Origin of the sequence: Marinitenerispora sediminis (assembly GCF_003336425.1) — a bacterium.
Classification (GTDB): domain Bacteria; phylum Actinomycetota; class Actinomycetes; order Streptosporangiales; family Streptosporangiaceae; genus Marinitenerispora; species Marinitenerispora sediminis.
This window is the reverse complement of sequence record NZ_QEIO01000082.1, coordinates 1-25,158: the sequence shown is the minus strand read 5'-3', so window position 1 is coordinate 25,158 and position 25,158 is coordinate 1. Positions and strand designations below refer to the sequence as shown.

Genomic DNA, 25,158 nt, shown 5'->3' with positions numbered 1-25,158 from the left:
CGCCCGCCCCTCCCGCCGCCGATGGGTTAGCCACATGCCGCGACACGACCGTCCCCTGCGCATCGCCCTGCTCTCCTACCGCAGCAAACCGCACTGCGGCGGCCAGGGCGTGTACGTCCGACACCTCTCCCGTGAACTCGTCGGACTCGGCCACCACGTGCGGGTGCTCTCCGGCCAGCCCTACCCGGAGCTCGACCCGGGGGTGGAGCTGGAGAAGGTGCCCAGCCTCGACCTCTACAACGACGCCCACCCGTTCCAGGCCCCGCCGGTGCGCCAGTGGCGCGACTGGATCGACGCGCTGGAGGTCGGCACCATGTGGACCGCCGGCTTCCCCGAACCCCTGACCTTCTCGCTGCGCGTCCTGCGCGCCCTGCGCACCCGCCGGGACGAGTTCGACGTGCTCCACGACAACCAGACCCTCGGCTACGGCCTGCTCAAGCTGCGCGCGCGCGGCTTCCCGCTCGTCACCACCATCCACCACCCCATCACCGTGGACCGCCGGATCGAGGTGGAACAGGCGCAGGGGTGGCAGCGGCTGTCCAAGCGGCGCTGGTACGGCTTCGTCGGGATGCAGGGCAGGGTCGCCCGCCGCGTCCGTCCGATCCTGGTGCCCTCCCGCTCCTCGGCCGAGGACGTCGCCCGCGAGTTCGGGGTTCGGCGCTCCGACGTCCATGTCGTCCCGCTCGGCGTGGACACCCGGGTGTTCCGGCCCGGGCGCGCGGCCCGTGTCCCGGGCCGCGTCGTCTGCGTCGCCAGCGCCGACAGCCCGCTCAAGGGCGTGGCGACGCTGCTGCGCGCGGTGGCCAAGCTCGGCACCGAGCGCGACGTGTCCCTCACCGTCGTGAGCCGCCCCACGCCCGACGGTCCCACGGACCGGCTGGTGGACGAGCTCTCGCTGCGCGACCGGGTGACCTTCGTCAGCGGCATCGAGGACGCCGAACTCGCCCGGGTGCTCGCCACCGCGGAGGTCGCGGTGGTGCCCTCGCTCTACGAGGGGTTCTCGCTGCCGGCGGTCGAGGCCATGGCCTGCGGCACGCCACTGGTCGCCAGCCGCGCCGGCGCGCTCCCCGAAGTGGTGGGCGAGGACGGCGCCGCGGGCCGCCTGGTGACGCCGGGCGACCCCGAGGAGCTGGCCGCCGCCGTCGGCGCGCTGCTGGACGACGCCGCCGAGCGCGAGCGCATGGGGGCCGCCGCCTGGCGCCGCGTCGAGGAGCGGTTCACCTGGCGTGCCGTGGCCGCCGCGACCGCCGACAGCTACGCGGCCGCCATCGAGGCCGCCCGGCCGCGCGCCGGCGGCCTCGGCCCGCGCCGGTGAGCGGCGGCCGCGGACGCCTGCGGACCGGGCGGCGGCGGGGGAGCACGGTGTCCCGCTGCCCCAGCCCGCCAGGCCCCGGCCGCGCACTGGCGCCCCGCCCCCGACCCACCACCCGAAGGAGCCCGCACTGATCACCGTCGATTTCTCCCTGCTCCCAGTCCGGCCCGGCGACCGCGTGCTCGACCTGGGCTGCGGCGGCGGCCGGCACGCCTTCGAGGCGTACCGCCGCGGCGCCCACGTGGTCGCCTTCGACCAGGACGAGAACGAACTGGCCGGCGTCGCCGGCATGTTCGCCGCGATGCGCGCCGAGGGCGAGGCGCCCGCCGCCGAGGCCGAGACCGTCAAGGGCGACGCCCTCGACATGCCCTTCGACGACGCCGCCTTCGACCGGGTGATCGCCGCCGAGATCTTCGAGCACATCCCGCACGACACCCGGGCGATGGCCGAGCTGTACCGGGTGCTGCGGCCCGGCGGCCTGGCGGCCGTGACGGTGCCGAGCTGGCTCCCCGAGCGGCTCTGCTGGGCGCTGTCGGAGGAGTACCACACCAACGAGGGCGGGCACATCCGCATCTACACCCGGGCCGAGCTGGAGGCCAAGCTCCGCTCCACCGGGTTCGAGGTCGGTCCGCACCACCACGCGCACGCCCTGCACTCCCCCTACTGGTGGCTCAAGTGCGCGGTCGGGCCGGGCGACGACGAGCACCCGCTGGTCCGCGGCTACCACCGGATGCTCGTGTGGGACATGCTCCAGGCCCCCCGGATCACCCGGACGGCCGAACGGCTGCTCAACCCGCTGATCGGCAAGAGCGTGGTCGTCTACCTCCGCAGGCCGCACCACGGCGTGCGCCCCGGGGACGGCGTGTGAGCGGCGCGGAGCTGCCGCACGTACCCGGCGTGCTGAGCGGCGACGACGTCGCCCGCTCCGCGGAGTACCTCCTGGCCTGCCAGGAGGGCTCCGGCGCTATCCCGTGGTTCCCCGGCGGCCACGTCGACGCCTGGGACCACGTGGAGTGCGCCATGGCGCTGTCGGCCACCGGGCACACCGCGGCGGCGGCGCGGGCCTACGACTGGCTCGCCGCCGTCCAGCGCCCTGACGGCGCGTGGCCGGCCAAGATCCGGCAGGGTCGCGCCGCCTCCGGGCTGCGCGAGGCCAACCACGCGGGCTACCTCGCGGTGGGCGTGTGGCACCACGTGCTGGTCACCGGCGACGCGGGCTTCGCGGAGCGGCTGTGGCCGGCCGTGCGCGCGGCGGTCGGGTTCGTGCTCGGCCTTCGCACCGAGCGCGGCGAGATCCAATGGGCCCGCGGTCCCGACGGCCGCCCCGGCGACCACGCGCTGCTGACCGGGTGCGCCAGCCTGCACCAGGCGCTGCGGTGCGCGGCCGCGCTCGCGGAGTGGCTGGGGCGCCCGCAGCCCGACTGGGAACTGGCCGCCGCCCAACTCGGGCACCTGGTGGCCGACCACGAGTCCATCTTCGCCGACCGCGGCCGGTTCTCGATGGACTGGTACTACCCGATCCTGGGCGGCGCGGTGCGCGGCACCCGCGCGGCCGAGCGGCTCAGCGAGCGCTGGGAGACCTTCGTGGTGCCCGGGCTGGGGATCCGGTGCGTCAGCGACCAGCCGTGGGTGACGGGCGCCGAGACCTCGGAACTGGTGCTCGCGCTGGCCGCCACGGGCGACGTCGAGCGGGGCATCCGGCTGCTCGCCGACATCCAGCACCTCCGCGACGCCGACGACGGCGCCTACTGGACCGGCTACCAGTTCGCGGAGGACGTCAACTGGCCGGTGGAGCGCAGTACGTGGACCGCCGCGGCCGTCATCCTGGCGGCGGACGCGCTGAGCGGGGCCACCGGCGGCGCCCGGGTGTTCACCGACGCGCCGGCCGACGTCGCGCCCGCCGACCCCGTCTCCTGCGGCTGCGCCGTCCTGGGCCGGGTCTGACGGGACGCGCCGGTCCGGCCCGCGCGCCGGTCCGGCGGCGCGACCGCGGCCCTGCGGACCCGCGGCGCCGCCGCGGCCCCTCCTCTCCTCCACGACGACGTCGGCGCCGCACCCCGCGGGGTGCGGCGCCGACGTCCGCTGCTGTCCGCCCTGCTATCCGGTGGCCGGAGGGTCACCGGTCTCGGGGTCGGCCGGGGGCGGATCCACCGGCCCCGGATCGCCCGGGCCGGGGTCACCCGGGCCCGGATCCACCGGGGTCCCGGGTCCCGGGTCCACCGGCACCGGATCCACCGGCCCCGGGTCCACCGGCTCGCTCTCGACAGGAGCCTCGGGCTGCTGCGGCGCGGTGTTCTGGTCGGTCCCCTGGCCGGGGGCGGGGACGTTGGGGGCGAAGTTCTCGGTCGCACCGCCGAAGGTGGGCTCCGGGAACGACTGGACCTCCTCGCCCTCCATGGCCGTGGCCATGAACGACCGCCACACCGTGGTCGGCAGCGACCCGCCGGACAGCTGGCCGTACCCGGGCACGCTGAACGGCTGGTTGTTGCCGTTGTAGATGCCCACCGCGGTGGAGAGCTGCGGGGTGTAGCCGGCGAACCATGCCGCCACGCTGCTGTCGGTGGTGCCGGTCTTGCCGGCCACCGGCCGGCCGTCCGGCAGGTTCGCGCCGGTGCCGGTCCCGCCGGCGACCACCTGGCGCAGCGCGTAGGTGACGTCGGCGGCCGCCCCCTCGCTGATCACCTGCTCGGTCGCGACCGGCTCGCGCTCGTCCTCGCCCTCGCGGTTGATGACGGAGCGCACGACGTGCGCCTCGATGTGCTCGCCGCCGTTGGCGAAGGTCGCGTAGCCGCTCGCCTGGTCGACCGGGCTGACGTCGGACACTCCGAGGGCCAGCGTCGGCGCGCTCGCCTGCTCGTCGGTGATCTTGTTGTCCGGGATGCCGGCCGCGTGGGCGGTCTCGACCACGTTGTCGAGGCCCACCTGGAGCGCCAGGTTGATGTAGCCGGTGTTGTTGGAGACGCGGGTGGCCTCGATCAGGTTCATGGCCCCGCCCGCTCCGCCACCGGAGTTGCGGACCTCGCTGCCGTTGAAGACCTGCGGGGAGCTGCCGTCCACGACGGTGTTGAGGCTGTAGCCGTTCTCCAGTGCCGCCGCGAGCACGTAGGGCTTGAAGGCGGACCCCGCCTGCGCCGAGCCGCGGAACGCGCTGTCGTACTGGTTCTCGTTGTAGTCGGCGCCGCCGTAGAACGCCACCACCTCACCGGTGGCCGGGTCGATGGCGGTGAGCCCCGCCTGCACGCCCTCGGGCAGCTGGTCCACCGGGACGTTGGACTCGACCGCCTCCTTGGCGGCGTCCATCAGGTGCTGGTCGAAGGTCGTGATGATCTGGTAGCCGCCGCGGTTGATGTTGTCCTCGGTGTAGCCGAGCCGCTCCAGCTCGGCCATGGCCTGCTGCAGCATGTACCCCTTGTAGCCGCTGAGGTCGATGCCCTCCTGCGGGACCTCGGTCTCGGGCTTGGGGAACTCGTACTCCGCGGCCTGCGCGGGGGTGATGCTCTCCATGGTGACCAGGCCGTCGACCACGTACTGCCAGCGCTGCTCCATCTCCGGCGTGGTCTCGCTGTCGGCCAGGCCGAACTTGGTGGGCTGCTGGATCGCGGCGGCGAGGAACGCCGCCTCCGCCGGGGTGAGGTCGCCGACGTCCTTGTGGTAGTACGCCTGGGCGGCGGCCTGGATGCCGTAGGCGTTGCGCCCGAAGTAGATGGTGTTGAGGTACTGCTCCAGGATCCATTCCTTGGACTGCGAGCGGTCCACCTTGATGGAGATGATGATCTCCTTGAGCTTGCGGGAGATCGTCTGCTCCTGGCTGAGCCCCTCGTAGTAGTTGCGGACCATCTGCTGGGTCACGGTGGAGCCGCCCTGCAGCTGCTGACCGGTGAGGGTCGACCAGCCGGCCCGGAACGTGCCGCGCACCGAGACGCCGGGCTCCGTCCAGAACCCGCGGTCCTCGGCCGACAGGATGGCGTTCTGGACGTCCCTGGGGATCTCCTCCAGTCCGACCGGGTCCCGGTTGACCCCGCGCTCGGCGAACACCGTCTCGCCGTCGGCGTAGTAGAACGTGGACCCCTGGTCGGTGGCCTGCTCCTGGGCGTCCTCGGGCACCGGGATCATGGCATAGGCGACGCCGAAGCCCGCCAGGCCGAGCACCAGGCAGACACCGGCGGCGATGAGGCCGCCGCGGGTGAGGCGCCACCACAGCGGACGCTTCTTCTTGGGCTTGCCCTTCCCGGGGCCGGAGCCGGCGGCGGCTGCCGCTTTACCGGGCTTACCGGGTTTGCCGGATTTGCGGGACTTCGTCTTCTTGGGGGTGCCGCCCGGCCCCGCGGCGGAGGCGGTGGCGGCGGTGGAGTCGTCCGCTTCGTCCGCGGCCGCGGCGGCGCCCGCTCCCAGGGCCGCGGTGGCGGCGGTCGCGGCGGCCGCCGCGGTGGCGGCGTCAGCCGGAACCGGAGCGGTCGGCGCCGGCTCGAAGGCCGGGCGTTGGGACTCCGGGGCACCGTCACCGCCGGCCGCCGGAGCCGGCCGCCCGTCGGCGTTGGCGGCGCCGTGCTCGTCATCGCCATCATCGTCGTCGTCGAAGACGGGCGTGAACTCCGCCGTCCCCTCCGGATCCCACCCGGGGCCCGCGGCCGCGACCGCTCCGGCGGCGGCACCCGCGTCGGCCGGACCGGAGTCCGCCTCCGCGGCCGGTGTGCCGGGCTGGTCGCCGGGGGCGGACGCCGAGGACTCCTCGGTGCGCTCCTCCGCGCTCCCGGCCGCGCGGTCACCGGTGGTGCCGCGGACGGGGGCGTCGTCGTCATCGTCATCGTCGAAGACGGGCGTGAACTGCGCCGTCCCCTCCGGATCCCACCCGGGATCCGGGGCGGCGCCCCCGGCCGCCGCGGCGCCGGTGTCTCCGGACGCGGGGCTCGCGGACGCGGGATCCGCGTCCGCGCCGTCCGTGTTCCCGCCCGCGTCGGCGGTGGTGGTGCCGGCGGTGGCGTCGTCGTCATCGTCGTCGAAGACCGGCGTGAACTGCGCCGTCCCCTCCGGATCCCACCCGGGATCCGGGGCGGCGCCCGCCGCCGGTCCGGCCGCCGCGCGCTCGGCCGGTTCCGCCCGGTCCGGTCCCTCCGCGGCGGGGTGAGCGGCGCCGTCCCCGTCCTCCGGCTCGGCCGGATCGGCGGCCGCCGCGCGCTCCTCGGTCTCGCGGATGGTGCCGTCGGGGGCCAGATCGAGCCCGTACTGCTCGGCGAGGCTCTGCGCGACCTTGTCGCGGAAGAAGCTGCCGCTGTCGTCGAACGCGCTCGCCGCGAGGTAGGGCGACTCCTCCGCCGCTCCGGCGTCGGAGTCGTCGGCGGCCTCCGCCGCCGTCCCCGCCTCAGCCGTGGCTGAGTCGGCCGCGGATCCGGGGTCCGCGGATCCGGTGGCGGCGTCACCGCCCGTGTCGGAGGCGTCCGCCCTGTCCGAGGCCGATCCCCCGGAGAACCAGCTGAACTCCTCGTCGCCGGACGCGCCGGGACCGCGCGCCTCGTCCGCGACGGCGTCGGCGGAACCCTCCGGCGCGTCGTCGGCCGTGCGCCGCTCGGCCCCGGTGTCGGATCCGGTCTCGTCGGCGCCGGAGGTCGCCGCGTCGGGTCCGTCATGCCCGGGGGTCACATCGTCGTTCCCAGTGCTCTCGGGGGCACTGGGGCGGTCGCCGGTGCCGTCACCGGCGGAGTCCTTGGGGTCTGGCTGCTTGGAATCCACGTCGTTCTTCGCAGGAGAGTTGCCGGTCTCGGGAGTGTCAGCTTCGGGGCGCGGCTCGGATGCGCCGTCGCCGTTATTGCTCTCGCTCAGTTGGTAGCCCCCTGATTCGATGCCCCCAACGTGCGGCGCTATATACGTATGACGCGGACGTGGGCCGATCTGGTTTCAGCGAAAATAAGCGGGAATGGGGCCGGCGCTGCGGGGGTCCGCCGAAACCCTCCGAAACACGATACCCGCACTGAGCGACAGGACGGGCGGCGCCATCGGGCCCGCAGTCCCTTCCAACTGGACCGTTGCCCGAGGTGCGCCGCGCTGATCAGTCACGACGCCGTGACGCACCGCGCGCGAGACAGCGCCGATCGGGATCGCCCCCGTGCCGGCGCCGCGCGAGGCGCCCCGCGCGCTCCCGTGGACCCAAACCCGGGTATCGGGGCGACCGTTGCCGCCCGCACCGCACCTCCGCCGCGGCGGCCCGGCTCGGGCGGATAGCCTGCGCTGTGCCGTTCCGGGCCGCACGCCCGCCGAACCGTGGAAGGAAGGCGCCCGAGTGACCCCCACCCCCATGCCGGCCGCGCTGCTGCGCGTCGCCGAGTCCACGAAGGGCTTCATGCCGACCGACGAGGGGGTCGCGCTCTACGAGACCGCCCTCGCCCACGCCTGCCTGGGGCCGGTGGTGGAGATCGGCAGCTACTGCGGCCGGTCCACGGTGTTCCTGGGCGCCGCGGCCCTCCGCACCGGCGCAACCGTCGTGGCGGTGGACCACCACCACGGCTCCGAGGAGCACCAGGAGGGGTGGGAGTACCACGACCCGGCGCTGGTGGACCCGGCCACCGGCCGGCTGGACACGCTCGGCGAGTTCCGGCGGACGATGGCGGCCGCCGGCCTCGACGACCACGTCATCGCCGTGGTCGGCCGCTCCGCCGAGGTCGCGCGGCTGTGGAGCGCCCCGCTCGGCATGGTCTTCATCGACGGCGGCCACACCGAGGAGGCCGCCCAGGCCGACTACGCCGGCTGGAGCCCGCACCTGCGGCCGGGCGGCGCGCTGGTCATCCACGACGTCTTCCCCGACCCGGCCGACGGCGGGCGGCCGCCCTACCACGTCTACCGGCGCGCCCTGGACTCCGGCGCGTTCACCGAGCGGCGCGCCGTGGGGTCGCTGCGCGTCCTGGAGCGGCTGCCCGGGTGACGGCCGCCGGGCCGCGCATCGGGGCACGGAGCGGGTGCTATCAGGCGGACGCCAGCGCGGCGAGCCGAGCCACCGCCTCGTCGAGGACCTCGTCGCGTTTGCAGAAGGCGAACCGCACCAGGTGCCGGCCCTCATCGGGGCGGTCGTAGAACACCTGGGCCGGGACGGCGGCCACCCCGGCGGTCCGCGGCAGCGACCGGGCGAGGTCCACGCCCTCGGACAGGCCGAGCGGCCGGATGTCGGCCATCACGAAGTAGGTCCCCTGCGGGCGCAGTACCCGGAACCCCGCGGCCCGCAGCCCCGCGGAGAGCCGGTCGCGCTTGCGCTGCAGGGCGTCGCGCTGGGCGCGCACCCAGTCCGCCTCGTCGCGCAGCGCGTCGGCGACCGCCAGCTGCAGCGCGGCGTTGGCGGTGAAGGTGAGGAACTGGTTGACCGTCCGCACCGCGTCCACCAGCGGACGCGGGCCCATGACCCACCCGGTCTTCCAGCCGGTCACCGAGAACGTCTTGCCGGCCGAGGAGACCGCGAGCGTGCGCTCCCGCATGCCCGGCAGGGAGGCCAGCGGGACGTGCGCGACGCCGTCGAACGTGAGGTGCTCGTAGACCTCGTCGGTGATCGCGATGACGTCGTGCTCCCGGCACACCTCGGCGATCACGCCCAGCTCCGCCTCGGTGAGCACGGTCCCGGTGGGGTTGTGCGGGGAGTTCACGATGACCGCCCGGGTCCGCGGTCCCACCGCCGCGCGCAGCTCGTCGGGGTCGAAGGCGAACCGGCCGCCCTCGTCGGAGGGGTCGGGCCGCAGCGTCACCGCGCGGCGCACACCCCCGGCCATGGCGATCGCGGCGGGGTAGGAGTCGTACATCGGCTCGAAGACCACGACCTCGTCACCGGGTTCCACCAGCCCCAGGACCGCGGCGGTGATTCCGGCCGTGGCGCCGACGGTGACGTAGACCTCGGTGTCGGGGTCGTACTCCAGCCCGTAGCGCGCCGAGCGGTCGGCGGCGACCGCCGCGCGCAGCTCCGGCCGCCCCGGGCCGGGCGGGTACTGGTTGACCCCCTGCTCGATCCGGCGGGCCGCGCCGGCGAGGAGCGACCGCGGCCCGTCGGTGTCGGGGAAGCCCTGCCCCAGGTTGATGGCGTCGGTCTCGGCGGCGAGCCGGGTCATCTCGGCGAAGATGGTCTCGCCGAACCCCCGCATGCGCGCGACTAGCGGTTCGTCCACAGCAGGCCAGCATAGACCGCGGGCCGACCGGGGGTCAGCGCCACGGCGCCCCGGTGACGTGCCAGCGGGCCGCCTCGGGGCAGCACTCGGCACTCCGTCCGACCAGCCCGCGGGCCACCTGGCCGCGCCGGACCGGCGGCGCGGCCCCGGAGCGCGGAGTCGGGACGCCCGCCTCGGGCTCCGCGCCGGCGTCCGGCCCGGAGGCGGCGCGCCGCCGGCCGCGCAGCCGCTGGTAGTCCTCGATCGACCATCCCTGGCCGAGGACCAGTCGGTCCATGTACTCCCCCGTTCCTCCGGCCGCCGCCGACCGCGTCCGTGCCCCTGGCCGCGATGCCTGCTCGCCCCGCGCGTGTCGCCCCGCTCCGTCCGCGGACGACGCGCCCGGCCTCCGGCGGCCGGCACCGGCGGCTCCGGGCGTTCGACGCACCCGCCACCCGGTTCCCGCTCCGCCGCGCCCCGGTCAGGAGGCCGGCGCCCGCCGGGTCCGGACCTCGGCGAGCACGTCGTGCAGCCGGGCCACCTCCTCGTCGCTGAATCCCTCGACGAAGCGGAGCATGGTCGCGCCCGGGTCCCCGCTGCCGCTCAGTACCTCGCTCATGACCCGGGCGGTGTGCTCCTCGCGGGACTCGCGCGGCCAGTACCGCCAGGCCCGACCGGACTTCTCGCGGTGCAGCAGGCCCTTGTGGAACAGGATGTTGGCGACCGTCATCACGGTCGTGTAGGCGATGTCGCGGTCATAGGTCATCGTCTCGCGCACCTCTCGGACGACGAGCGGCCGATCGGCGTCCCAGAGCGCGTCCATGATCGCGGATTCGAGCTCGCCGAACTCCTTCAGCTTCATCCTCTCCCCCACCTGCGGACCACCCTCCCCGGCTCCGACAGGACATGCTAGGAGCCGGAGTCGGACGCCCGCGGCGAAACGGAGCGGATCGCGCGGATCCGACTCGCACTCCGGACGAAAGCGCACGTTACGCCAGCACTGATCGCGATTTCACGGCTATTTCGGGACTTCGGGCGCCGTTTCGGCGCCCGGGGCGCCGGCGCCGTCAGCGGAGCCCCTGGAGATGCCCCTCCGTGTGCTCGGCGAGGCTGTGCGGGATGACGAACGGCCGCTCGGCGTTGATGTCCGGCCAGTTGTCCAGGATGTCCTCGGCGGTGGCGCCGGGCAGCAGCACCCCGGGCCCCTCGGCCACGAAGACCCGGGCGATCCGCCCGCCGCCGACCGTGTAGACCTCGCCGGTGGTCGAGCAGTCCTCGTGCGCGAGCCAGGCCACCAGCGGGGAGACGTGCTCCGGCCCGAGCCGCTCGGCGGCCTCGGCGGGGAACCGGTCCTCGGTCATCCGCGTGTAGGCGACCGGCGCGATGGCGTTGGCCGTGATGTCGTACTGGGCGCCCTCGATGGCCAGCGCCCGGGTCAGGCCGACGACCCCCATCTTCGCGGCGGCGTAGTTGCTCTGCCCGAAGTTGCCGAACAGGCCGGAGGGCGACGCCGTGTTGATGATGCGGCCGTACCCGTGCTCCCGCAGGTGGCAGAAGGCCGCCCGCGCGACCAGGAAGGACCCGCGCAGGTGCACACCCACCACGGCGTCCCACTCGGCCACCGTGATGTTCTTGAAGGAGCGGTCCCGCAGGATCCCGGCGTTGTTGACGACGATGTCGACCCGCCCGTAGGCCTCCAGCGCCGTGTCGACCAGCGCCTGGGCGCCGTCCTCCGTCGCGACGTCGCTGGTGTCGGCGACCGCCGTGCCGCCGTTCCCCCGGATCCGCTCCACGACGTCCGCGGCGGGCCCCTCGCCCCCGGCCGGCTCCGCGGTGCCGTCGACGCGCCCGCCGACGTCGTTCACGACCACCTTGGCGCCGCGCGCCGCGAGTTCGAGGGCGTGCGATCGGCCCAGCCCCTGGCCGGCCCCGGTGACGACGGCGACCCGACCGTCGAACCGCAGGTCAGTCATGATTCCTCCTTGCTCGCGCCACGGCGCCCGTTCTGCCCACGACCTGGGGGGTCGGCGATCTTGACTCTAACTACCCGATTCGCGAGGGGTTGTGCGCGACGCGGCCCGTCCCTCCAGCCCCAGAACGGCCGGTGGCGCGCGGCCGGTTCCGGTCGGCCCGGGTGCGGGAGCGGCCCGGGCACGCGGGCCGGCGGAGCCCCCGGCCGCCGCCCCGGTCCCCCTGGGACGCGGTCGGCCGCGCGCCGGTTCCGCCCGATCCGCCGGCGTCGGCGAGGGTTAGCCCGCCTCCCGGCGGGGAATGGTGCGCTCCGATGACGCCCCCGTCCCCGTCCCCGACCAGCAGCTCCACGTCACGCCCCGGTGTGGACGCGGCAACGAAACCTCCTCGATTTTGTGAATAATTGTTAGGAATCTCCCAGTTCCGCATCGACCTGGGGTCCCCAGCGCGACGCCCGGCCAAGTAGCCTGTTAGGCGAGATTGCCGGCCGGGCGTGTCTTCGACGCGGCCGAGGTGCTGCTGACCCGTGCCCGCCCCGCGCCGTGGCCATCTCTCCATCACATTCACAAGCGAGCTGCGGAAGAGGGCGATCTCCGCCGTGTCGTCTGAGGCGTCTCAACCCCTGACAGATTTCGGCCCAAATGAGTGGTTGGTCGACGAGCTTTACCAGAAGTACCTGAGCGACCCGAACTCAGTTGATAAGGCATGGTGGAACTTCTTCGCCGACTACAAGTCCGGCGCCACCACCGCCAGCGGAGCCAGTGCTCCGACCACCGGCGCGGCCAAGGCCGGAGCGGGCACCGCCAACGGCGCCGCTCCCGGCGCGGCGACCAGGGCCACGGCCGGCAAGGAGCCGGCCGCCGCGGCCCCCCGCACAGCTCCTGCCAAGCCCGCCACCCCCGCGAAGGGCACCGGCGCCGCGGCCGGGGACGGCGCGCTGGCCGTCACCGAGGAACGGCTCCGCGGCGCACCGGCCCGTACGGCCGCCAACATGGAGTCCAGCCTCGCGCTGCCGACGGCCACGAGCGTGCGGGCGGTCCCCGTCAAGCTGCTGTTCGACAACCGCATCGTCATCAACAACCACCTGCGCCGCGGCAGCGGCGGCAAGGTGTCCTTCACCCACCTCATCGGCTACGCCATGGTGAAGGCCCTGGCGGCGATGCCGGAGATGAACCACTCCTACGTGGAGATCGACGGCAAGCCGGGCGTCGCCAAGCCGGAGCACGTGAACTTCGGCCTGGCCATCGACCTGAAGAAGCCCGACGGCACCCGCCAGCTGCTCGTGCCGAGCATCAAGGCCGCCGACACCATGGACTTCAAGGAGTTCTGGACGGCCTACGAGGACCTGGTCCGCAAGGCCCGCGCCAACAAGCTCGGTGTGCCCGACTTCCAGGGCACCACGATCAGCCTGACCAACCCCGGCGGCATCGGCACCGTCCACTCGGTCCCGCGGCTCATGCCGGGCCAGGGCACCATCGTCGGCGTCGGGGCCATGGAGTACCCGGCCGAGTTCCAGGGCATGGCCCCGGCGACGCTGAACGACCTCGCGGTCAGCAAGGTCATGACGCTGACCTCGACCTACGACCACCGCATCATCCAGGGTGCGCAGTCGGGCGAGTTCCTGCGCCGCATCCACCAGCTGCTGCTGGGCGAGGACGGGTTCTTCGACGAGATCTTCGCGGCGCTGCGCATCCCCTACGAGCCGGTGCGCTGGACGCAGGACATCTCCGTGACCCGCGACAACCAGATCGACAAGGCGAGCCGGGTCCAGGAGCTGATCCACGCCTACCGGGTCCGCGGCCACCTGATGGCCGATACCGACCCGCTGGAGTACACGCAGCGCCGCCACCCCGACCTCGACGTCCTGGAGCACGGGCTCACCCTGTGGGACCTGGAGCGGGAGTTCCCCACCGGCGGGTTCGGCGGCAAGCCGGTCATGAAGCTGCGCGACATCCTGGGCGTGCTGCGCGACACCTACTGCCGCACGGTGGGTATCGAGTACATGCACATCCAGAGCCCCGAAGAGCGGGAGTGGATCCAGGCGCACGTCGAGCGGGAGCACGAGAAGGTCAGCCGCGGCGAGCAGCTGCACATCCTGCGCCGGCTGAACAACGCCGAGGCGTTCGAGACCTTCCTGCAGACCAAGTACGTGGGCCAGAAGCGGTTCTCGCTGGAGGGCGGGGAGTCGCTGATCCCGCTGCTGGACGGGGTCATCTCCAAGGCGGCCAAGGCCGAACTGGACGAGGTCGTCATCGGCATGGCGCACCGCGGCCGGCTGAACGTGCTCGCCAACATCTGCGGCAAGTCCTACGGCCAGATCTTCGGTGAGTTCGAGGGCAACCTCGACCCGCGCAGCGCGCACGGCTCCGGCGACGTCAAGTACCACCTGGGCACCGAGGGCGTCTTCGAGACCCCCGACGGCGACAAGATCGCCATCTCGCTCGCGGCCAACCCCAGCCACCTGGAGACGGTCAACCCCGTCGCCGAGGGCATCGTCCGCGCCAAGCAGGACCTGCTGGACAAGGGGCCGCACGGCTTCACCGTCCTGCCGATCCTCATCCACGGCGACGCGGCGTTCGCCGGCCAGGGCGTGGTCGCCGAGACGCTGAACCTGTCGCAGCTGCGCGGCTACCGCACCGGCGGCACCGTGCACGTCATCGTGAACAACCAGGTCGGGTTCACCACCTCGCCCGCGGACAGCCGGTCCAGCGTCTACGCCACCGACGTCGCGCGCATGGTGCAGGCGCCGATCTTCCACGTCAACGGCGACGACCCCGAGGCGGTCGTCCGGGTGGCCCAGCTCGGGTTCGCCTACCGGCAGGCGTTCAACAAGGACGTCGTGATCGACCTCGTCTGCTACCGGCGGCGCGGCCACAACGAGACCGACAACCCCTCGTTCACCCAGCCGCTGATGTACGACGTCATCGACGCCAAGCGCTCCACCCGCAAGCTGTACACCGAGGCGCTGATCGGCCGCGGCGACATCAGCGTCGAGGAGGCGGAGCAGGCGCTGCGCGACTACCAGCAGCAGCTGGAGCGCGCGTTCACCGAGACCCGCGAGGCGGACAAGAAGCCGATCGAGCCCGGTGCGGTGATCAAGCCCGAGGTGTTCGACGAGGGCCGCATCGACCACGCCGCGGTCGAGACCGCCATCTCCGACGAGGTCGTCAAGCAGGTCGTCGAGACCCAGATCGACCTCCCGGAGGGCTTCACCCCGCACCCGCGGCTGCAGCCGCAGCTGCAGCGCCGCGCCCAGATGGTCCAAGAGGACACCATCGACTGGGGGATGGGCGAGACGCTCGCCCTCGGCTCGCTGCTCATCGAGGGCCACCCGGTGCGCCTCGTGGGCCAGGACAGCCGGCGCGGCACGTTCGGCCAGCGGCACGCCGCCCTGGTGGACCGCAACACCGGCGAGGTGCACGTCCCGCTCAAGCGGTTCGAGAAGGGCACCTCGAAGTTCCACGTGCACGACTCGCTGCTCAGCGAGTACGCGGCGCTGGGCTTCGAGTACGGCTACTCGGTCATCCGCCCCGAGGCCCTGGTGGCCTGGGAGGCGCAGTTCGGTGACTTCGTCAACGGCGCGCAGAGCGTCATCGACGAGTACATTAGCGCCAGCGAGCAGAAGTGGGGGCAGCGCTCCAGCGTGACCCTGCTGCTGCCGCACGGGTACGAGGGCCAGGGGCCCGACCACTCCTCGGCGCGCATCGAGCGGTTCCTGCAGCTGTGCGCGCAGGAGAACATGACGGTGGCGCTGCCCACGACCCCGGCGAACTACTTCCACCTGCTGCGCTGGCAGGTGAAGTCGCCGTACCGCCGCCCGCTGGTCGTCTTCACCCCGAAGTCGATGCTGCGGCTCAAGGCGGCCGCCTCGGCGACGTCGGAGTTCACCACCGGCTCGTTCCAGCCCATCATCCCGGACACCACCGGCCTGAAGCCCGAGGACGTCCGCCGCGTGGTGCTGTGCTCGGGCAAGGTCTACTACGACCTCGACGCGGCCCGCCGGCGCACCGGCGACACCAGCACCGCGGTGATCCGGGTGGAGCGGCTGTACCCGCTGCCGATCGAGGAGATCCGGCAGCAGCTGGCCGCCTTCCCCAACGCGGGCGAGGTGCTGTGGGTGCAGGAGGAGCCGGCGAACATGGGCCCGTGGCCGTTCGTCGCGCTGGTCTTCTCCGAGCAGCTGGACCGTCCGTTCACCCGGATCTCCCGCCCGGCGAGCTCGTCGCCGGCGGCCGGTTCGGCCAAGCGGCACGAGGTGGAGCAGCAGGCCCTGGTCAACACGGTGTTCCCGCCGACGGACTGAGCCATGTACTTCACCGACCGCGGGATCGAGGAGCTGGAGCGGCGGCGCGGCGAGGAGGAGGTCTCCCTCGCCTGGGTCGCCGACCAGCTGCGGACGTTCACCGATCTCAACCCGGAGTTCGAGACCGCCGTCGAGCGGCTGGCCACGTGGCTGGCCAGGCTCGACGACGATGACGAGGAGTGACCGCGTCCGCATGAACCGGAGGGTCCCAGCCCGCAGGGCTGGGACCCTCCGCGCGTCGGCACCCCGGCGCCGCGGTCCGGGGGAACCCCGACCTTCCCGGAATTTCCCCCGAACCTTCGCGACATATCTTGAGTCTGCCGCCAGACGCGACATATCGTGTTTCCAGAAGCACCTCAGAGCCGAAAGGGACTGCGATGGCGCGTTGGACCATCGACCAGTCGACGACCCGCAGCCTCGATGGAATCGTGGCGCTGCGCATCAGGATCGTCGGCGGTCTCGTGAACATCCTGCCCACCGACGATCCGATGACCTTCGAGATCTCCGACATCGTGGGCGAGCCGCTGCTCGTCACCCACGAGGCCGGCATCCTCACGGTCACCTACGAGGACCTCACCCGCGGCGGCCTGCTCGACCGGCTGCGCCCGGCCCAGCTCGCCGGCTACCGGGGCGTCGGCCGCCGCGGCGCCACGGTCAGCGTGCGCGTACCGCGGGACTGCCCGCTGGAGGTCACCACCGTCTCGGCGCCCGTCGTCATCGCCGGACTGACCGGCCGCACCCAGGTGCGCAGCGCCTCCGGCGACGTCACCCTGGACGACCTCGGCGGCACGGTCGAGATCAGCACCGTGTCCGGCAACCTGGCGGCCCGCGGCCTCTCCGGCAGCCTGCGCTTCAACAGCGTGAGCGGCCAGCTCGCGGTGGCCGGCGGCCGGCTCGCCGACGTCGCCGCCAAGACGGCCTCGGGCCAGCTGCTCGCCGACGTGGACCTCGCACCGGCCGCCCGGGTCCGGCTCGCCTCGATCTCCGGCGACGTCGCCCTGCGGGTGCCCTCCGACACCTCCGCCGCCGTGGAGCTGCGCTCGGCGACGGGCGCCCTGGACTCCGCGTTCGGGCTGGATCGGCGCGACCTGCGCGGCCGCAGTAACCTGACCGGCAAGATCGGCAGCGGGGTGGATCCGGCCAGCATCACCACCACCACCGTGTCCGGGGCGGTCTCGCTGCTGCGCCGCGAGCCCGACGCTCCGGCCGCCATCCCGAGGGGGGACGCATGAGCACGATATTCGGCCACGGCAGGCTCCGGCTGTACCTGCTGAAGCTGCTGGACGAGAGCCCGCGGCACGGTTACGAGATCATCAGCCTGCTCCGCGACCGCTTCCTGGGCGTCTACTCGCCCTCCCCCGGCACCATCTACCCGCGGCTGGCCCGGCTGGAGGAGGAGGGGCTGGTCACCCACGAGGAGGTGAACGGGCGCAAGGTCTACCGGCTCACCGACAAGGGGCGCGAGGAGCTGCGCGACCGCTCCGCCGAGCTCGACGACCTGGAGCGCGAGATCACCGACTCAGTGCGCGACGTGGCACGCGCCGTCAAGCAGGACGTCCGCGACACGATCAGTTCGCTGCGCGAGGAGCTGAAGTTCGCCGCGGGCGACTTCCGCCGCACCAGGACGGCCCGCGAGCGCGGCGCCGGCTCCGCACCGCCGGAGTCCGACGACGTCTGGCGGCAGGCGAGCTCGGAGCCCGCCGGCGAGCCCGCGGGCGGCGGGGACGAGGCGGCCGGCGGGAGCGGGTCCGAGGAGGAGCGCGCCCGCGGCGGTACCTGGTGGGACCGGGACTGGGAGAAGCTGGCGCACGGGTTCTCGACGTGGGGCGCCGCGTGGTCACGCAGGTCGGGAGAGGGCGCGGGCGGGCGCCCGGACTTCGAGCACACCCTGCGGGAGTTCACCGACCGGGTCCGCGACGTCGTGCGCGAGGCGGGCCACGTGGGCGAGAGCGCGGCCGCGGACCTGCGCCGGATCCTGGACGACACCGTGGAGGTGATCCGCCGCGACGCCTCGTCCTGGGGGCCGCCGGGGACCGGCCGGGACGCGCGTGAGGAGACCGGCGCCTCGGCCGGACGCGGCCCCGAGGAGGGCAGCGCCGACGCCGGCGGCCGGCCCGCGGCCGACACCGCGTCCCCGCCGCCGGACGCGGGCGACCCCTGGAGTTCGGCGGTCCGGGAGACCCCGGACGGGCCGCGCGATCCGGGCGGGGCGTCTGGCACCGGGCCGGCCGGGGACGAGCGGCCGGACGGCCCGTCCCCGAGTTCCTGACCGGTCCGACGGCGCCGGAGGGCCGGCTCCCGCGGGGGCCGGCCCTCCGGCGCGTCCGGGCACGCCGGGGCGCCCGTCACACCGTGAAGACGATCTTTCCGAACAGGTCGCCGTCCCGCATGGCCGCGAAACCCGCGCGGGCCTGGTCGAGCGGCAGCACCCGGTCGATCTCGGGGCGCACCCCGGTCCGGGCGCAGAACTCGGCCAGGCGGCGCAGCTGGTCGCGGCTGCCCATGGTGGAGCCGACCACGGACAGCTGCAGGAAGAACACCCGGGTCAGCTCCGCCGACGGCGCGTCCCCGCTGGTGGCGCCGCAGGTGACGATCCGGCCGCCCGGCCGCACGGAGCGCACGGAGTGCGCCCAGGTGGCCGCGCCGACCGTGTCGAAGACCGCGTCCACCTTCTCGGGCAGGCGCTCACCGGACTCCAGCGCGGCATGCGCTCCGAGCGCGAGCGCGCGGTCGCGCTTAGCCGCGCTCCGGCTCGTGGCGTAGACCCGGTGCCCGACCGCGGCCGCCAGCCGGATCAGCGCGCTCGCCACCCCGCCGCCGGCTCCCTGCACCAGCACCGTGGACCCGGGCTCCAGCCCGGCCTTCTCGAACACCATGCGGTAGGCGGTCAGCCACGCGGTCGGCAGGCAGGCGGCCTCCTCGAAGGAGAGTGCCTCGGGCTTGGGGACCAGGTTGCGCCGCGGAACCACGACCTTCTCGGCGAAGGTCCCGTCGTGCAGTTCGGAGAGCAGCGTGCGGCGGGGGTCGAGGGTCTCGTCGCCGCTTCCGGCGTCGGCGTCGCCGATCACGGCGTGCACGATGACCGGGTTGCCCTCCTCGTCCACGCCGGCGGCGTCGCAGCCCAGCACCATGGGGAGCCGGTCCGCGCGCAGCCCGACCCCGCGCAGGCTCCACAGGTCGTGGTGGTTCAGCGCCGCCGCCCGGACCGTGACGGTCGCCCAGCCCTCCGGGGCCTCCGGGTCGGGACGCTCCCCCGCTCGCAGTCCGGCCAGCGGGTCGTCCTTGTCGATGCGCTCGGCAGTGATGGCGAACATGGGTCGACACTAACCAGTGCGCGTGATCCCCCGCACGCCCGGGGCCGGGCGAGTCCGCGCCCCGCCGGCGGCCGCGGAGCGGCCCTCGCCAAAACGGCCGACCGCAAAAGCCTCCGACGGTCATTCGCACCGTGGCATAGTGATCTTCAGGCAGCTCCCGAACCTGAGCCGCAATTGCCTTAGTGAATTCTCCTCGTATTTTCCCGCTCCCGGAGTCGAGTAGCCTTCTTGCGTTCTCGACTCAGCCTTCCCCCGGAAAAGGAGGCTTATGGTGGCCGCTGGCTATAACCCCACGGTTCGGCGCCGTCGGCTCGGTGTCGAATTGCGGCGCCTGCGGGAGACCGCCGGGATGACCGGCGAGGAGGCGGCGGAGCGCATGTCCTGGTCCGGCAGCAAGCTGTCGCGGATCGAGCGCGGACAGGTCGCCACCAATTCCGACGACGTCCGCGACCTGCTGGAACTCTACGGCGTGCAGGATCCCGGCCTGCGCCAGACCCTCGTCATGCTGGCGCGCGAGTCGCGCCGCCGGGGCTGGTGGCACGTCTACGGAGACGTCCTGCCCGAGCGTTTCGAGGTCTATCTCGGGCTGGAGCCCGAGGCGAGTGTGCTCCGGTTCTTCCAGTCCCAGATCGTCCCCGGGCTCTTCCAGACCGAGTCCTACGTCCGTGCGCTGCTGTCCTCCCACCCCGACGTCACGGACGGTGACGAGGTCGAGCGCCGCGCCGCGGTCCGGATGCGCCGGCAGGAGCTCCTCACCGCGGAGGACCCCCCGGACGTGTGGGTGATCCTGGACGAGTCGGCGATCCACCGGCCCATCGGCGGCCCACTCGTCCTGGCCGACCAGCTACGCCATCTGGTGGAGATAAGTCAAAAGCCACATATAACCCTGCAGGTGCTGCCCTTCGACAGAGGAGCCCATCCGGGCGTCAACGGCTCCTTCGACATCCTGGAGTTCGCCGAGTCGGACATTTACGCTCCCAGGCTCGTCCATTTGGAAAATCTGACCAGCAGCCTCTATCTCGAAAAGACGAAAGAGGTCACGGAGTTCGCGGTGGCCTTCGAGCACCTGCGCACCGCCGCGCTGCCGCCCGCCGAGACGCGGGAACTCCTGACCGAGGTGGAACAGCGGATCCGCTCCCGGCATGCGAAGGAAGACGAGGAAAACCATGGATAGGGAAGGGGGCGCGGCATGGCCGCGGATCAGACGGAGAGCGCCCGTTGGCGCACGAGCTCCTACAGCACCTCCAAGGGAGGACAGTGCGTCGAAGTCACCGACCTCGGTGCCGGCGTCGCGGTACGCGACTCCACGGCACCCGGCGGCGTAGTACTCGACTTCTCCCCCGGCGCGTGGACGGCCTTCGTCGGGGCCGTCACGCGCGCCGGACTGTGAGCCGGAGACGACGCTTGGACGCAGCCGACAGCCGCGCTCGCCAGCCCGCCGCGCCAGGAGCGGACCCCTCCCGGGCGACCCCGGACGAGCATCCCAGGACCGCCGACCCCGGCGGCCGCCCATGACCACGTGGCGCCCGGTCCCACCGCAAGCGCCGGACCACCCCCGAGAACGCGATCCGGAGCGGGATACACCCCGCTCCGGATCGACTACGCTGCAGAGTCGGTCGACTACAGCCGGGCCACCCCGTCGGCACGGGCCTGCGCCGCGACGGCCGCCGCGATGGCCGGCACCACGCGCTCGTCGAAGGAGCTGGGGATGATGTAGTCGGGCGCCAGGGCGTCGCCGACCAGGTCGGCCAGCGCGTCGGCCGCGGCGATCTTCATGTTCTCGGTGATGTCCGTGGCGCGGACGTCGAGCGCGCCGCGGAACACGCCGGGAAACGCCAGCACGTTGTTGATCTGGTTGGGGAAGTCACTGCGTCCGGTGGCGACCACGGCGGCGTACTTCTGGGCGACGTCGGGGTGGATCTCGGGGGTCGGGTTGGCCATGGCGCAGATGATGGCGTCCTTGGCCATGGTGGCGACGACCTCCTCGGGCACCTGTCCGGAGGACAGCCCGATGAACACGTCCGCCCCCTCCAGGGCCGTCTCGATCGGACCGCGCAGGTCCGCCCGGTTGCTGATCGCGGCGATCCCGGTCTTGGCCTCGTTCAGGCCGCCGCGGCCCTGGTGGATGATGCCCTTGCTGTCGGCCACCGCGATGTCGCCGATACCGCCGTTGATCAGCATGCGGGTCACCGCCAGCCCGGACGCGCCCGCGCCGGAGACCACGGCCCGCAGGTCGCCGAGGGTGCGGCCGGTCAGCCGCGCCGCGTTGCGCAGCGCCGCGAGCACCACGATGGCGGTCCCGTGCTGGTCGTCGTGGAACACCGGGATGTCGAGCCGCTCCCGGAGCCGGCGCTCGACCTCGAAGCAGCGCGGGGCCGAGATGTCCTCCAGGTTGATGCCGCCGAAGGACGGCGCCATGCGCACGACCGTCTCGACGATGCCGTCGACGTCGGTGCAGTCCAGGGCGATCGGCACCGAGTCGATGTCGCCGAAGCGCTTGAACAGCAGCGACTTGCCCTCCATGACGGGCAGCGACGCCTCGGGGCCGATGTCGCCCAGGCCGAGCACGGCCGAGCCGTCGGTGACGACCGCGACGACCTTGCTCTTCCACGTGTAGGTGTCGACGAGTTCGGGAGTGTCGGCGATCGCGCTGCAGACCCGGGCCACACCCGGCGTGTAGGCGAGGGCGAGACCCTCGTGGTCGTTAACCTCCACAGAGGACTCGACCCGAAGCTTGCCTCCGCGGTGCAGCGCGAACGCCGGGTCCTCGTCGAGATCGGAATGTGCCTGAACGGTCACTGGGAAACCCCTCGGTCATGATGCTGGTACGCCGGCGGCGCGCCGGCCGGCGGCCGGTCCGGTCGGCTGGTAGCCGGGAACGCACCCGGCTGGCAGCCGGCGGCACACCCGGCCGGTGGTCGGCCGCACACCCGGCCGGTAGTCGGGAACACGCCCGGCCGGCAGTCGAAACACCGCCGACTGGTAGACGATGGCACAGTCGGCTGGAATCTGGATAAAACAGCGCACGGAGGCGAGGTGCGAGGGAAGGAGGACCACCCGCGCCCGGCCCCGGCCCGGCGACGGGAGTGGGTCTGCGTGGGGCTCGAACGAGCTCAGCGCTGTCGGCAGGTACGGGGTTCACCCGTTACACAATCATCTCACAACGGTGACCCTGGACGACATCGTGATCCGACACCATGGACCGCCCGCATCCATTCGCACTTTTATCATGATTTCGCACCGATTGACCAAAGTGCCGCGCTGGTTGGCGACACCAGCGGCCCACCCGCGCAAAGGAGACTGACGTGGCAGTGCCGAAGCACCGCATCGTCTCGGCTGCCCGCAGCCGCCGGCCGTACCTCGGCCTCGTGTCCATCGCCTCGGTCCTCGCCCTCACCGCCTGCGGCGGCGGAGGCGAGACCGAGGAGTCGGCCCCCTCCGTGGCCGCCGACCCCGAACTGACCGCCATGCTGCCGGACGACCTCCGGGAGAGCGGCACCATCACCGTGGGAGTGGACGCGAGCTACGCGCCGGGCCAGTTCCTGGACACCGACGGCAGCACCGTCATCGGCTTCGACGTCGAGCTGTTCGACGCGGTCGCCGGCAAGCTCGGCCTGCGCACCCAGTGGGAGCCGGCCCCCTTCGGCAGCATCATCACGGGTGTGGACTCGGGGCGCTACGACGCCGGCGTCTCCTCCTTCACCATCAACCCCGAGCGCCTCGAGCAGACCAACATGGTGAGCTACTTCAACGTGGGCACCCAGTGGTTCACCCGGGCCGGCAACCCCGAGAACGTGGACCCCGACAACGCCTGCGGCCTGCGCGTGGCCGTGCAGAAGGACACCGTGCAGGTGCCCGACATCGAGGCCCGCAGCGAGCAGTGCGAGGAGGACGGCCAGGAGCCGATCTCCATCGAGCAGTTCGAGGGCCAGGACCAGGCCACGGAGTCGATCGTCTCGGGCAAGAACGACGCCGGCCTGGCCGACATGCCGGTGGCCGTCTACGCCGTCGAGCAGACCGGCGACCGGCTGGAGGCCCTCGGCGAGCAGTACGAGGCCGCGCCGTACGGAGCCGTGACAGCCAAGGAGAACACCCAGCTGGCGGAGGCCATCGCCGCCGGCTACGCGGCCATCATCGAGGACGGCACCTACCAGGACATCCTTGATGAATGGGGCCTGACCCAGGGCGCGGTCGAGACGCCCACCGTCAACCCGGACATCGAAGCCTGAGTCGAAGAAGTACGCATACCGTGACTGTTTCTGCAGACAACCCGGAGCAGCCGGAGACCCCGGCTCCCGGGCAGTCCCCGCCCGAGCCCATCAAGGCGGTCCCGGTGCGGCACCCGGGCAGGTGGGTGGCCGCTGCGGTGATCCTGGTGCTGGCCGCCATGTTCGTGCACATGCTGCTGACGAACGAGGCGTTCCAGTGGGGCTTCATGTTCGAGAACATGTTCCTGCCCCCGGTGCTCATCGGCGTCCGCACCACGCTGCTGCTGGCCGTCCTCGCCATGGTGATCGGCGTCGTGCTCGGCGTCATCATCGCCATCATGCGGCTGTCCACCAACCCGATCCTGTCCGGGGTGGCCTGGCTGTACACCTGGTTCTTCCGGGCCACGCCGCGGCTGGTGCTCGCCGTGCTGTTCGGCAACCTCGGCATCCTGTACCAGACGATCGAGTTCGGCCTGCCGTTCGACAACTACTGGATGCCGCTGCTGGGCCTGGAGGGCGACGCCCGCATCTTCAGCGTGGACGCCACCACGTTCCTCAGCGGCTTCATGGCGGGCCTGCTCGCGCTGGCGCTCTCCGAGGCCGCCTACATGGCGGAGATCGTCCGCGCCGGCCTGCAGTCGGTGGACCGGGGCCAGACCGAGGCCGCCCAGGCGCTCGGCATGAGCCGCGGCAAGGTGCTGTGGCGCATCACGCTCCCGCAGGCGCTGCGGGTCATCGTGCCGCCCACCGGCAACGAGAGCGTGGCGATGCTCAAGGACACCGCGCTGGTCGCCTACGTGCCGGTCACCAGCGAGCTGTTCTTCCAGCTGAGCGCGATCGGGTCCCGGACCTTCCAGCTCTTCCCGATGCTGGTGGCCGCCTGCCTGTGGTACCTGGCCATCACCAGCCTGTTCATGATCGGGCAGTACTTCCTGGAGCGCAGGTTCCTGAAGGGCGACCCGCGGCGCAAGGCCGGAATGCGCGCCCTCGGCGGCGCCGGAGGGGGGACGCGATGACGGCGCCGCAGACCACCGCGGACGACCGGATGGTCGTCGCCGAGAACATCCACAAGAGCTACGGCCGGCTGGATGTGCTGCGCGGGATCGACCTGGAGGTGCGGCGCGGCGAGGTGATGTGCGTCGTGGGCCCGTCCGGGTCCGGCAAGTCGACCTTCCTGCGGTGCGTGAACCACCTGGAGAAGATCAACGCGGGCCGGCTGTGGGTGAACGGCCAGCTCATGGGGTACCGCGAGAAGAGCGGCCGGCTGTACGAGCTGCGGGAGTCCGAGGTCGCCGCGCAGCGCCGCGACATCGGCATGGTGTTCCAGCGCTTCAACCTGTTCCCCCACATGACGGTGCTCGGCAACGTGATGGAGGCACCGGTCCAGGTGAAGCGGGAGCCCCGGGCGGAGGTCCGCGAGCGGGCGCTGCGGCTGCTGGACCGGGTGGGCTTGGCGGACAAGGCCACCAGCTACCCCGAGCAGCTCTCGGGTGGCCAGCAGCAGCGGGTCGCGATCGCCCGGGCGCTGGCCATGGCCCCGTCCCTCATGCTGTTCGACGAGCCCACCAGCGCACTCGACCCCGAGCTGGTCGGCGAGGTGCTGGACGTCATGAAGGACCTCGCGCGGGACGGGATGACCATGATCGTGGTGACTCACGAGATGGGCTTCGCCCGCGAGGTGGGCGACTCGCTGGTGTTCATGGACGGCGGTGTCGTGGTCGAGTCGGGTTCCCCGTCGGACGTGCTCACCAACCCGCGGCACGAGCGCACCCAGGCGTTCCTGTCCAAGGTCCTCTGAGCGCCGCGGTGCCGGGCCGGGCGGGCACCCGCCCGGCCCGGCACCGCCGGACCCGTCCGACCACGGCTAACGTGGAGGGGGAGGCAACCGCCACCCGCTCCCCGACGACAGAGGCAGCCGCACGTGATCCGACCCGCC

The 25,158-nt window shown here is 72.7% G+C and carries 20 protein-coding genes; 13 read left to right on the top strand and 7 right to left on the bottom strand.

What is annotated here, in order from left to right; translation table 11 throughout:
- The first annotated feature begins 34 nt into the window (after positions 1-34).
- The 3 genes from DEF28_RS16300 (at position 35) to DEF28_RS16290 (ending at position 3,256) form a co-directional block, all read left to right on the top strand.
- Positions 35-1,315, top strand: a complete 1,281-nt coding sequence (locus tag DEF28_RS16300; RefSeq protein ID WP_114400925.1) for a glycosyltransferase family 4 protein — start codon at positions 35-37, stop codon at positions 1,313-1,315.
- Between the two features lie 127 nt (positions 1,316-1,442).
- Positions 1,443-2,180 (top strand): class I SAM-dependent methyltransferase, encoded by a 738-nt coding sequence (locus DEF28_RS16295; RefSeq protein ID WP_114397693.1) that lies wholly within the window; start codon positions 1,443-1,445, stop codon positions 2,178-2,180.
- Entirely contained in the window at positions 2,177-3,256 is a 1,080-nt protein-coding gene (locus tag DEF28_RS16290) for a glucosidase family protein (protein WP_114397689.1), read from the top strand. Before DEF28_RS16295 ends, DEF28_RS16290 begins: the two co-directional genes overlap by 4 nt.
- Before the next feature lie 153 nt (positions 3,257-3,409).
- On the opposite strand, the gene DEF28_RS16285 is transcribed toward DEF28_RS16290, so the two are convergent.
- A complete protein-coding gene (locus DEF28_RS16285; RefSeq protein WP_233515340.1) occupies positions 3,410-7,039 on the bottom strand; it encodes a transglycosylase domain-containing protein in 3,630 nt (1,209 codons plus the stop codon).
- A gap of 562 nt (positions 7,040-7,601) precedes the next feature.
- Between DEF28_RS16285 and DEF28_RS16280 the strand changes: the two genes are divergently transcribed.
- Positions 7,602-8,225: a class I SAM-dependent methyltransferase gene (locus tag DEF28_RS16280; protein ID WP_114397688.1), complete on the top strand. Its 624-nt coding sequence runs from the start codon at positions 7,602-7,604 to the stop codon at positions 8,223-8,225.
- Positions 8,226-8,265: 40 nt separating this feature from the next.
- On the opposite strand, the gene DEF28_RS16275 is transcribed toward DEF28_RS16280, so the two are convergent.
- The 4 genes from DEF28_RS16275 to DEF28_RS16260 form a co-directional block, all read right to left on the bottom strand.
- On the bottom strand, positions 8,266-9,447 hold the full coding sequence (locus DEF28_RS16275) for a pyridoxal phosphate-dependent aminotransferase (protein WP_114397687.1): 1,182 nt from the start codon (positions 9,445-9,447) through the stop codon (positions 8,266-8,268).
- A 34-nt stretch (positions 9,448-9,481) separates the two neighbouring features.
- A complete protein-coding gene (locus DEF28_RS16270; protein ID WP_114397686.1) occupies positions 9,482-9,724 on the bottom strand; it encodes a hypothetical protein in 243 nt (80 codons plus the stop codon).
- A 183-nt stretch (positions 9,725-9,907) separates the two neighbouring features.
- Positions 9,908-10,282 carry a BlaI/MecI/CopY family transcriptional regulator gene (locus DEF28_RS16265; RefSeq protein ID WP_233515343.1) on the bottom strand — a complete coding sequence of 125 codons (375 nt, stop codon included), beginning with the start codon at positions 10,280-10,282 and terminating at the stop codon, positions 9,908-9,910.
- A 211-nt stretch (positions 10,283-10,493) separates the two neighbouring features.
- Complete coding sequence (locus DEF28_RS16260; RefSeq protein ID WP_114397684.1) at positions 10,494-11,399, bottom strand: SDR family oxidoreductase; 906 nt, start codon at positions 11,397-11,399, stop codon at positions 10,494-10,496.
- 596 nt (positions 11,400-11,995) lie between these two features.
- Here DEF28_RS16260 and DEF28_RS16255 point away from each other — a divergent pair.
- From DEF28_RS16255 to DEF28_RS16240, 4 genes are all read left to right on the top strand, one after another.
- A complete protein-coding gene (locus DEF28_RS16255; RefSeq protein WP_114397683.1) occupies positions 11,996-15,700 on the top strand; it encodes a multifunctional oxoglutarate decarboxylase/oxoglutarate dehydrogenase thiamine pyrophosphate-binding subunit/dihydrolipoyllysine-residue succinyltransferase subunit in 3,705 nt (1,234 codons plus the stop codon).
- 3 nt (positions 15,701-15,703) lie between these two features.
- Positions 15,704-15,883, top strand: a complete 180-nt coding sequence (locus DEF28_RS16250; RefSeq protein ID WP_114397682.1) for a DUF6104 family protein — start codon at positions 15,704-15,706, stop codon at positions 15,881-15,883.
- Positions 15,884-16,077: 194 nt separating this feature from the next.
- Positions 16,078-16,932: a DUF4097 family beta strand repeat-containing protein gene (locus DEF28_RS16245; RefSeq protein ID WP_114397681.1), complete on the top strand. Its 855-nt coding sequence runs from the start codon at positions 16,078-16,080 to the stop codon at positions 16,930-16,932.
- Entirely contained in the window at positions 16,929-17,969 is a 1,041-nt protein-coding gene (locus tag DEF28_RS16240; protein ID WP_114397680.1) for a PadR family transcriptional regulator, read from the top strand. Before DEF28_RS16245 ends, DEF28_RS16240 begins: the two co-directional genes overlap by 4 nt.
- Positions 17,970-18,045: 76 nt before the next feature.
- Here DEF28_RS16240 and DEF28_RS16235 read toward each other — a convergent pair whose 3' ends face one another.
- A complete protein-coding gene (locus DEF28_RS16235; RefSeq protein WP_114397679.1) occupies positions 18,046-19,014 on the bottom strand; it encodes a zinc-binding dehydrogenase in 969 nt (322 codons plus the stop codon).
- A gap of 268 nt (positions 19,015-19,282) precedes the next feature.
- Between DEF28_RS16235 and DEF28_RS16230 the strand changes: the two genes are divergently transcribed.
- Positions 19,283-20,188 (top strand): helix-turn-helix domain-containing protein, encoded by a 906-nt coding sequence (locus tag DEF28_RS16230; protein ID WP_114397678.1) that lies wholly within the window; start codon positions 19,283-19,285, stop codon positions 20,186-20,188.
- 15 nt (positions 20,189-20,203) lie between these two features.
- A complete protein-coding gene (locus DEF28_RS16225; protein WP_114397677.1) occupies positions 20,204-20,404 on the top strand; it encodes a DUF397 domain-containing protein in 201 nt (66 codons plus the stop codon).
- Positions 20,405-20,634: 230 nt separating this feature from the next.
- Here DEF28_RS16225 and DEF28_RS16220 read toward each other — a convergent pair whose 3' ends face one another.
- A complete protein-coding gene (locus DEF28_RS16220; RefSeq protein WP_114397676.1) occupies positions 20,635-21,813 on the bottom strand; it encodes an NAD(P)-dependent malic enzyme in 1,179 nt (392 codons plus the stop codon).
- A gap of 527 nt (positions 21,814-22,340) precedes the next feature.
- Here DEF28_RS16220 and DEF28_RS16215 point away from each other — a divergent pair.
- From DEF28_RS16215 to DEF28_RS16205, 3 genes are read left to right on the top strand one after another with little or no spacing between them, the layout of a single operon-like run.
- Positions 22,341-23,243 (top strand): ABC transporter substrate-binding protein, encoded by a 903-nt coding sequence (locus DEF28_RS16215; RefSeq protein WP_181874280.1) that lies wholly within the window; start codon positions 22,341-22,343, stop codon positions 23,241-23,243.
- Between the two features lie 20 nt (positions 23,244-23,263).
- On the top strand, positions 23,264-24,238 hold the full coding sequence (locus DEF28_RS16210; protein ID WP_233515338.1) for an amino acid ABC transporter permease: 975 nt from the start codon (positions 23,264-23,266) through the stop codon (positions 24,236-24,238).
- On the top strand, positions 24,235-25,020 hold the full coding sequence (locus DEF28_RS16205; protein ID WP_114397674.1) for an amino acid ABC transporter ATP-binding protein: 786 nt from the start codon (positions 24,235-24,237) through the stop codon (positions 25,018-25,020). Before DEF28_RS16210 ends, DEF28_RS16205 begins: the two co-directional genes overlap by 4 nt.
- The last annotated feature ends 138 nt before the right edge of the window (positions 25,021-25,158 follow it).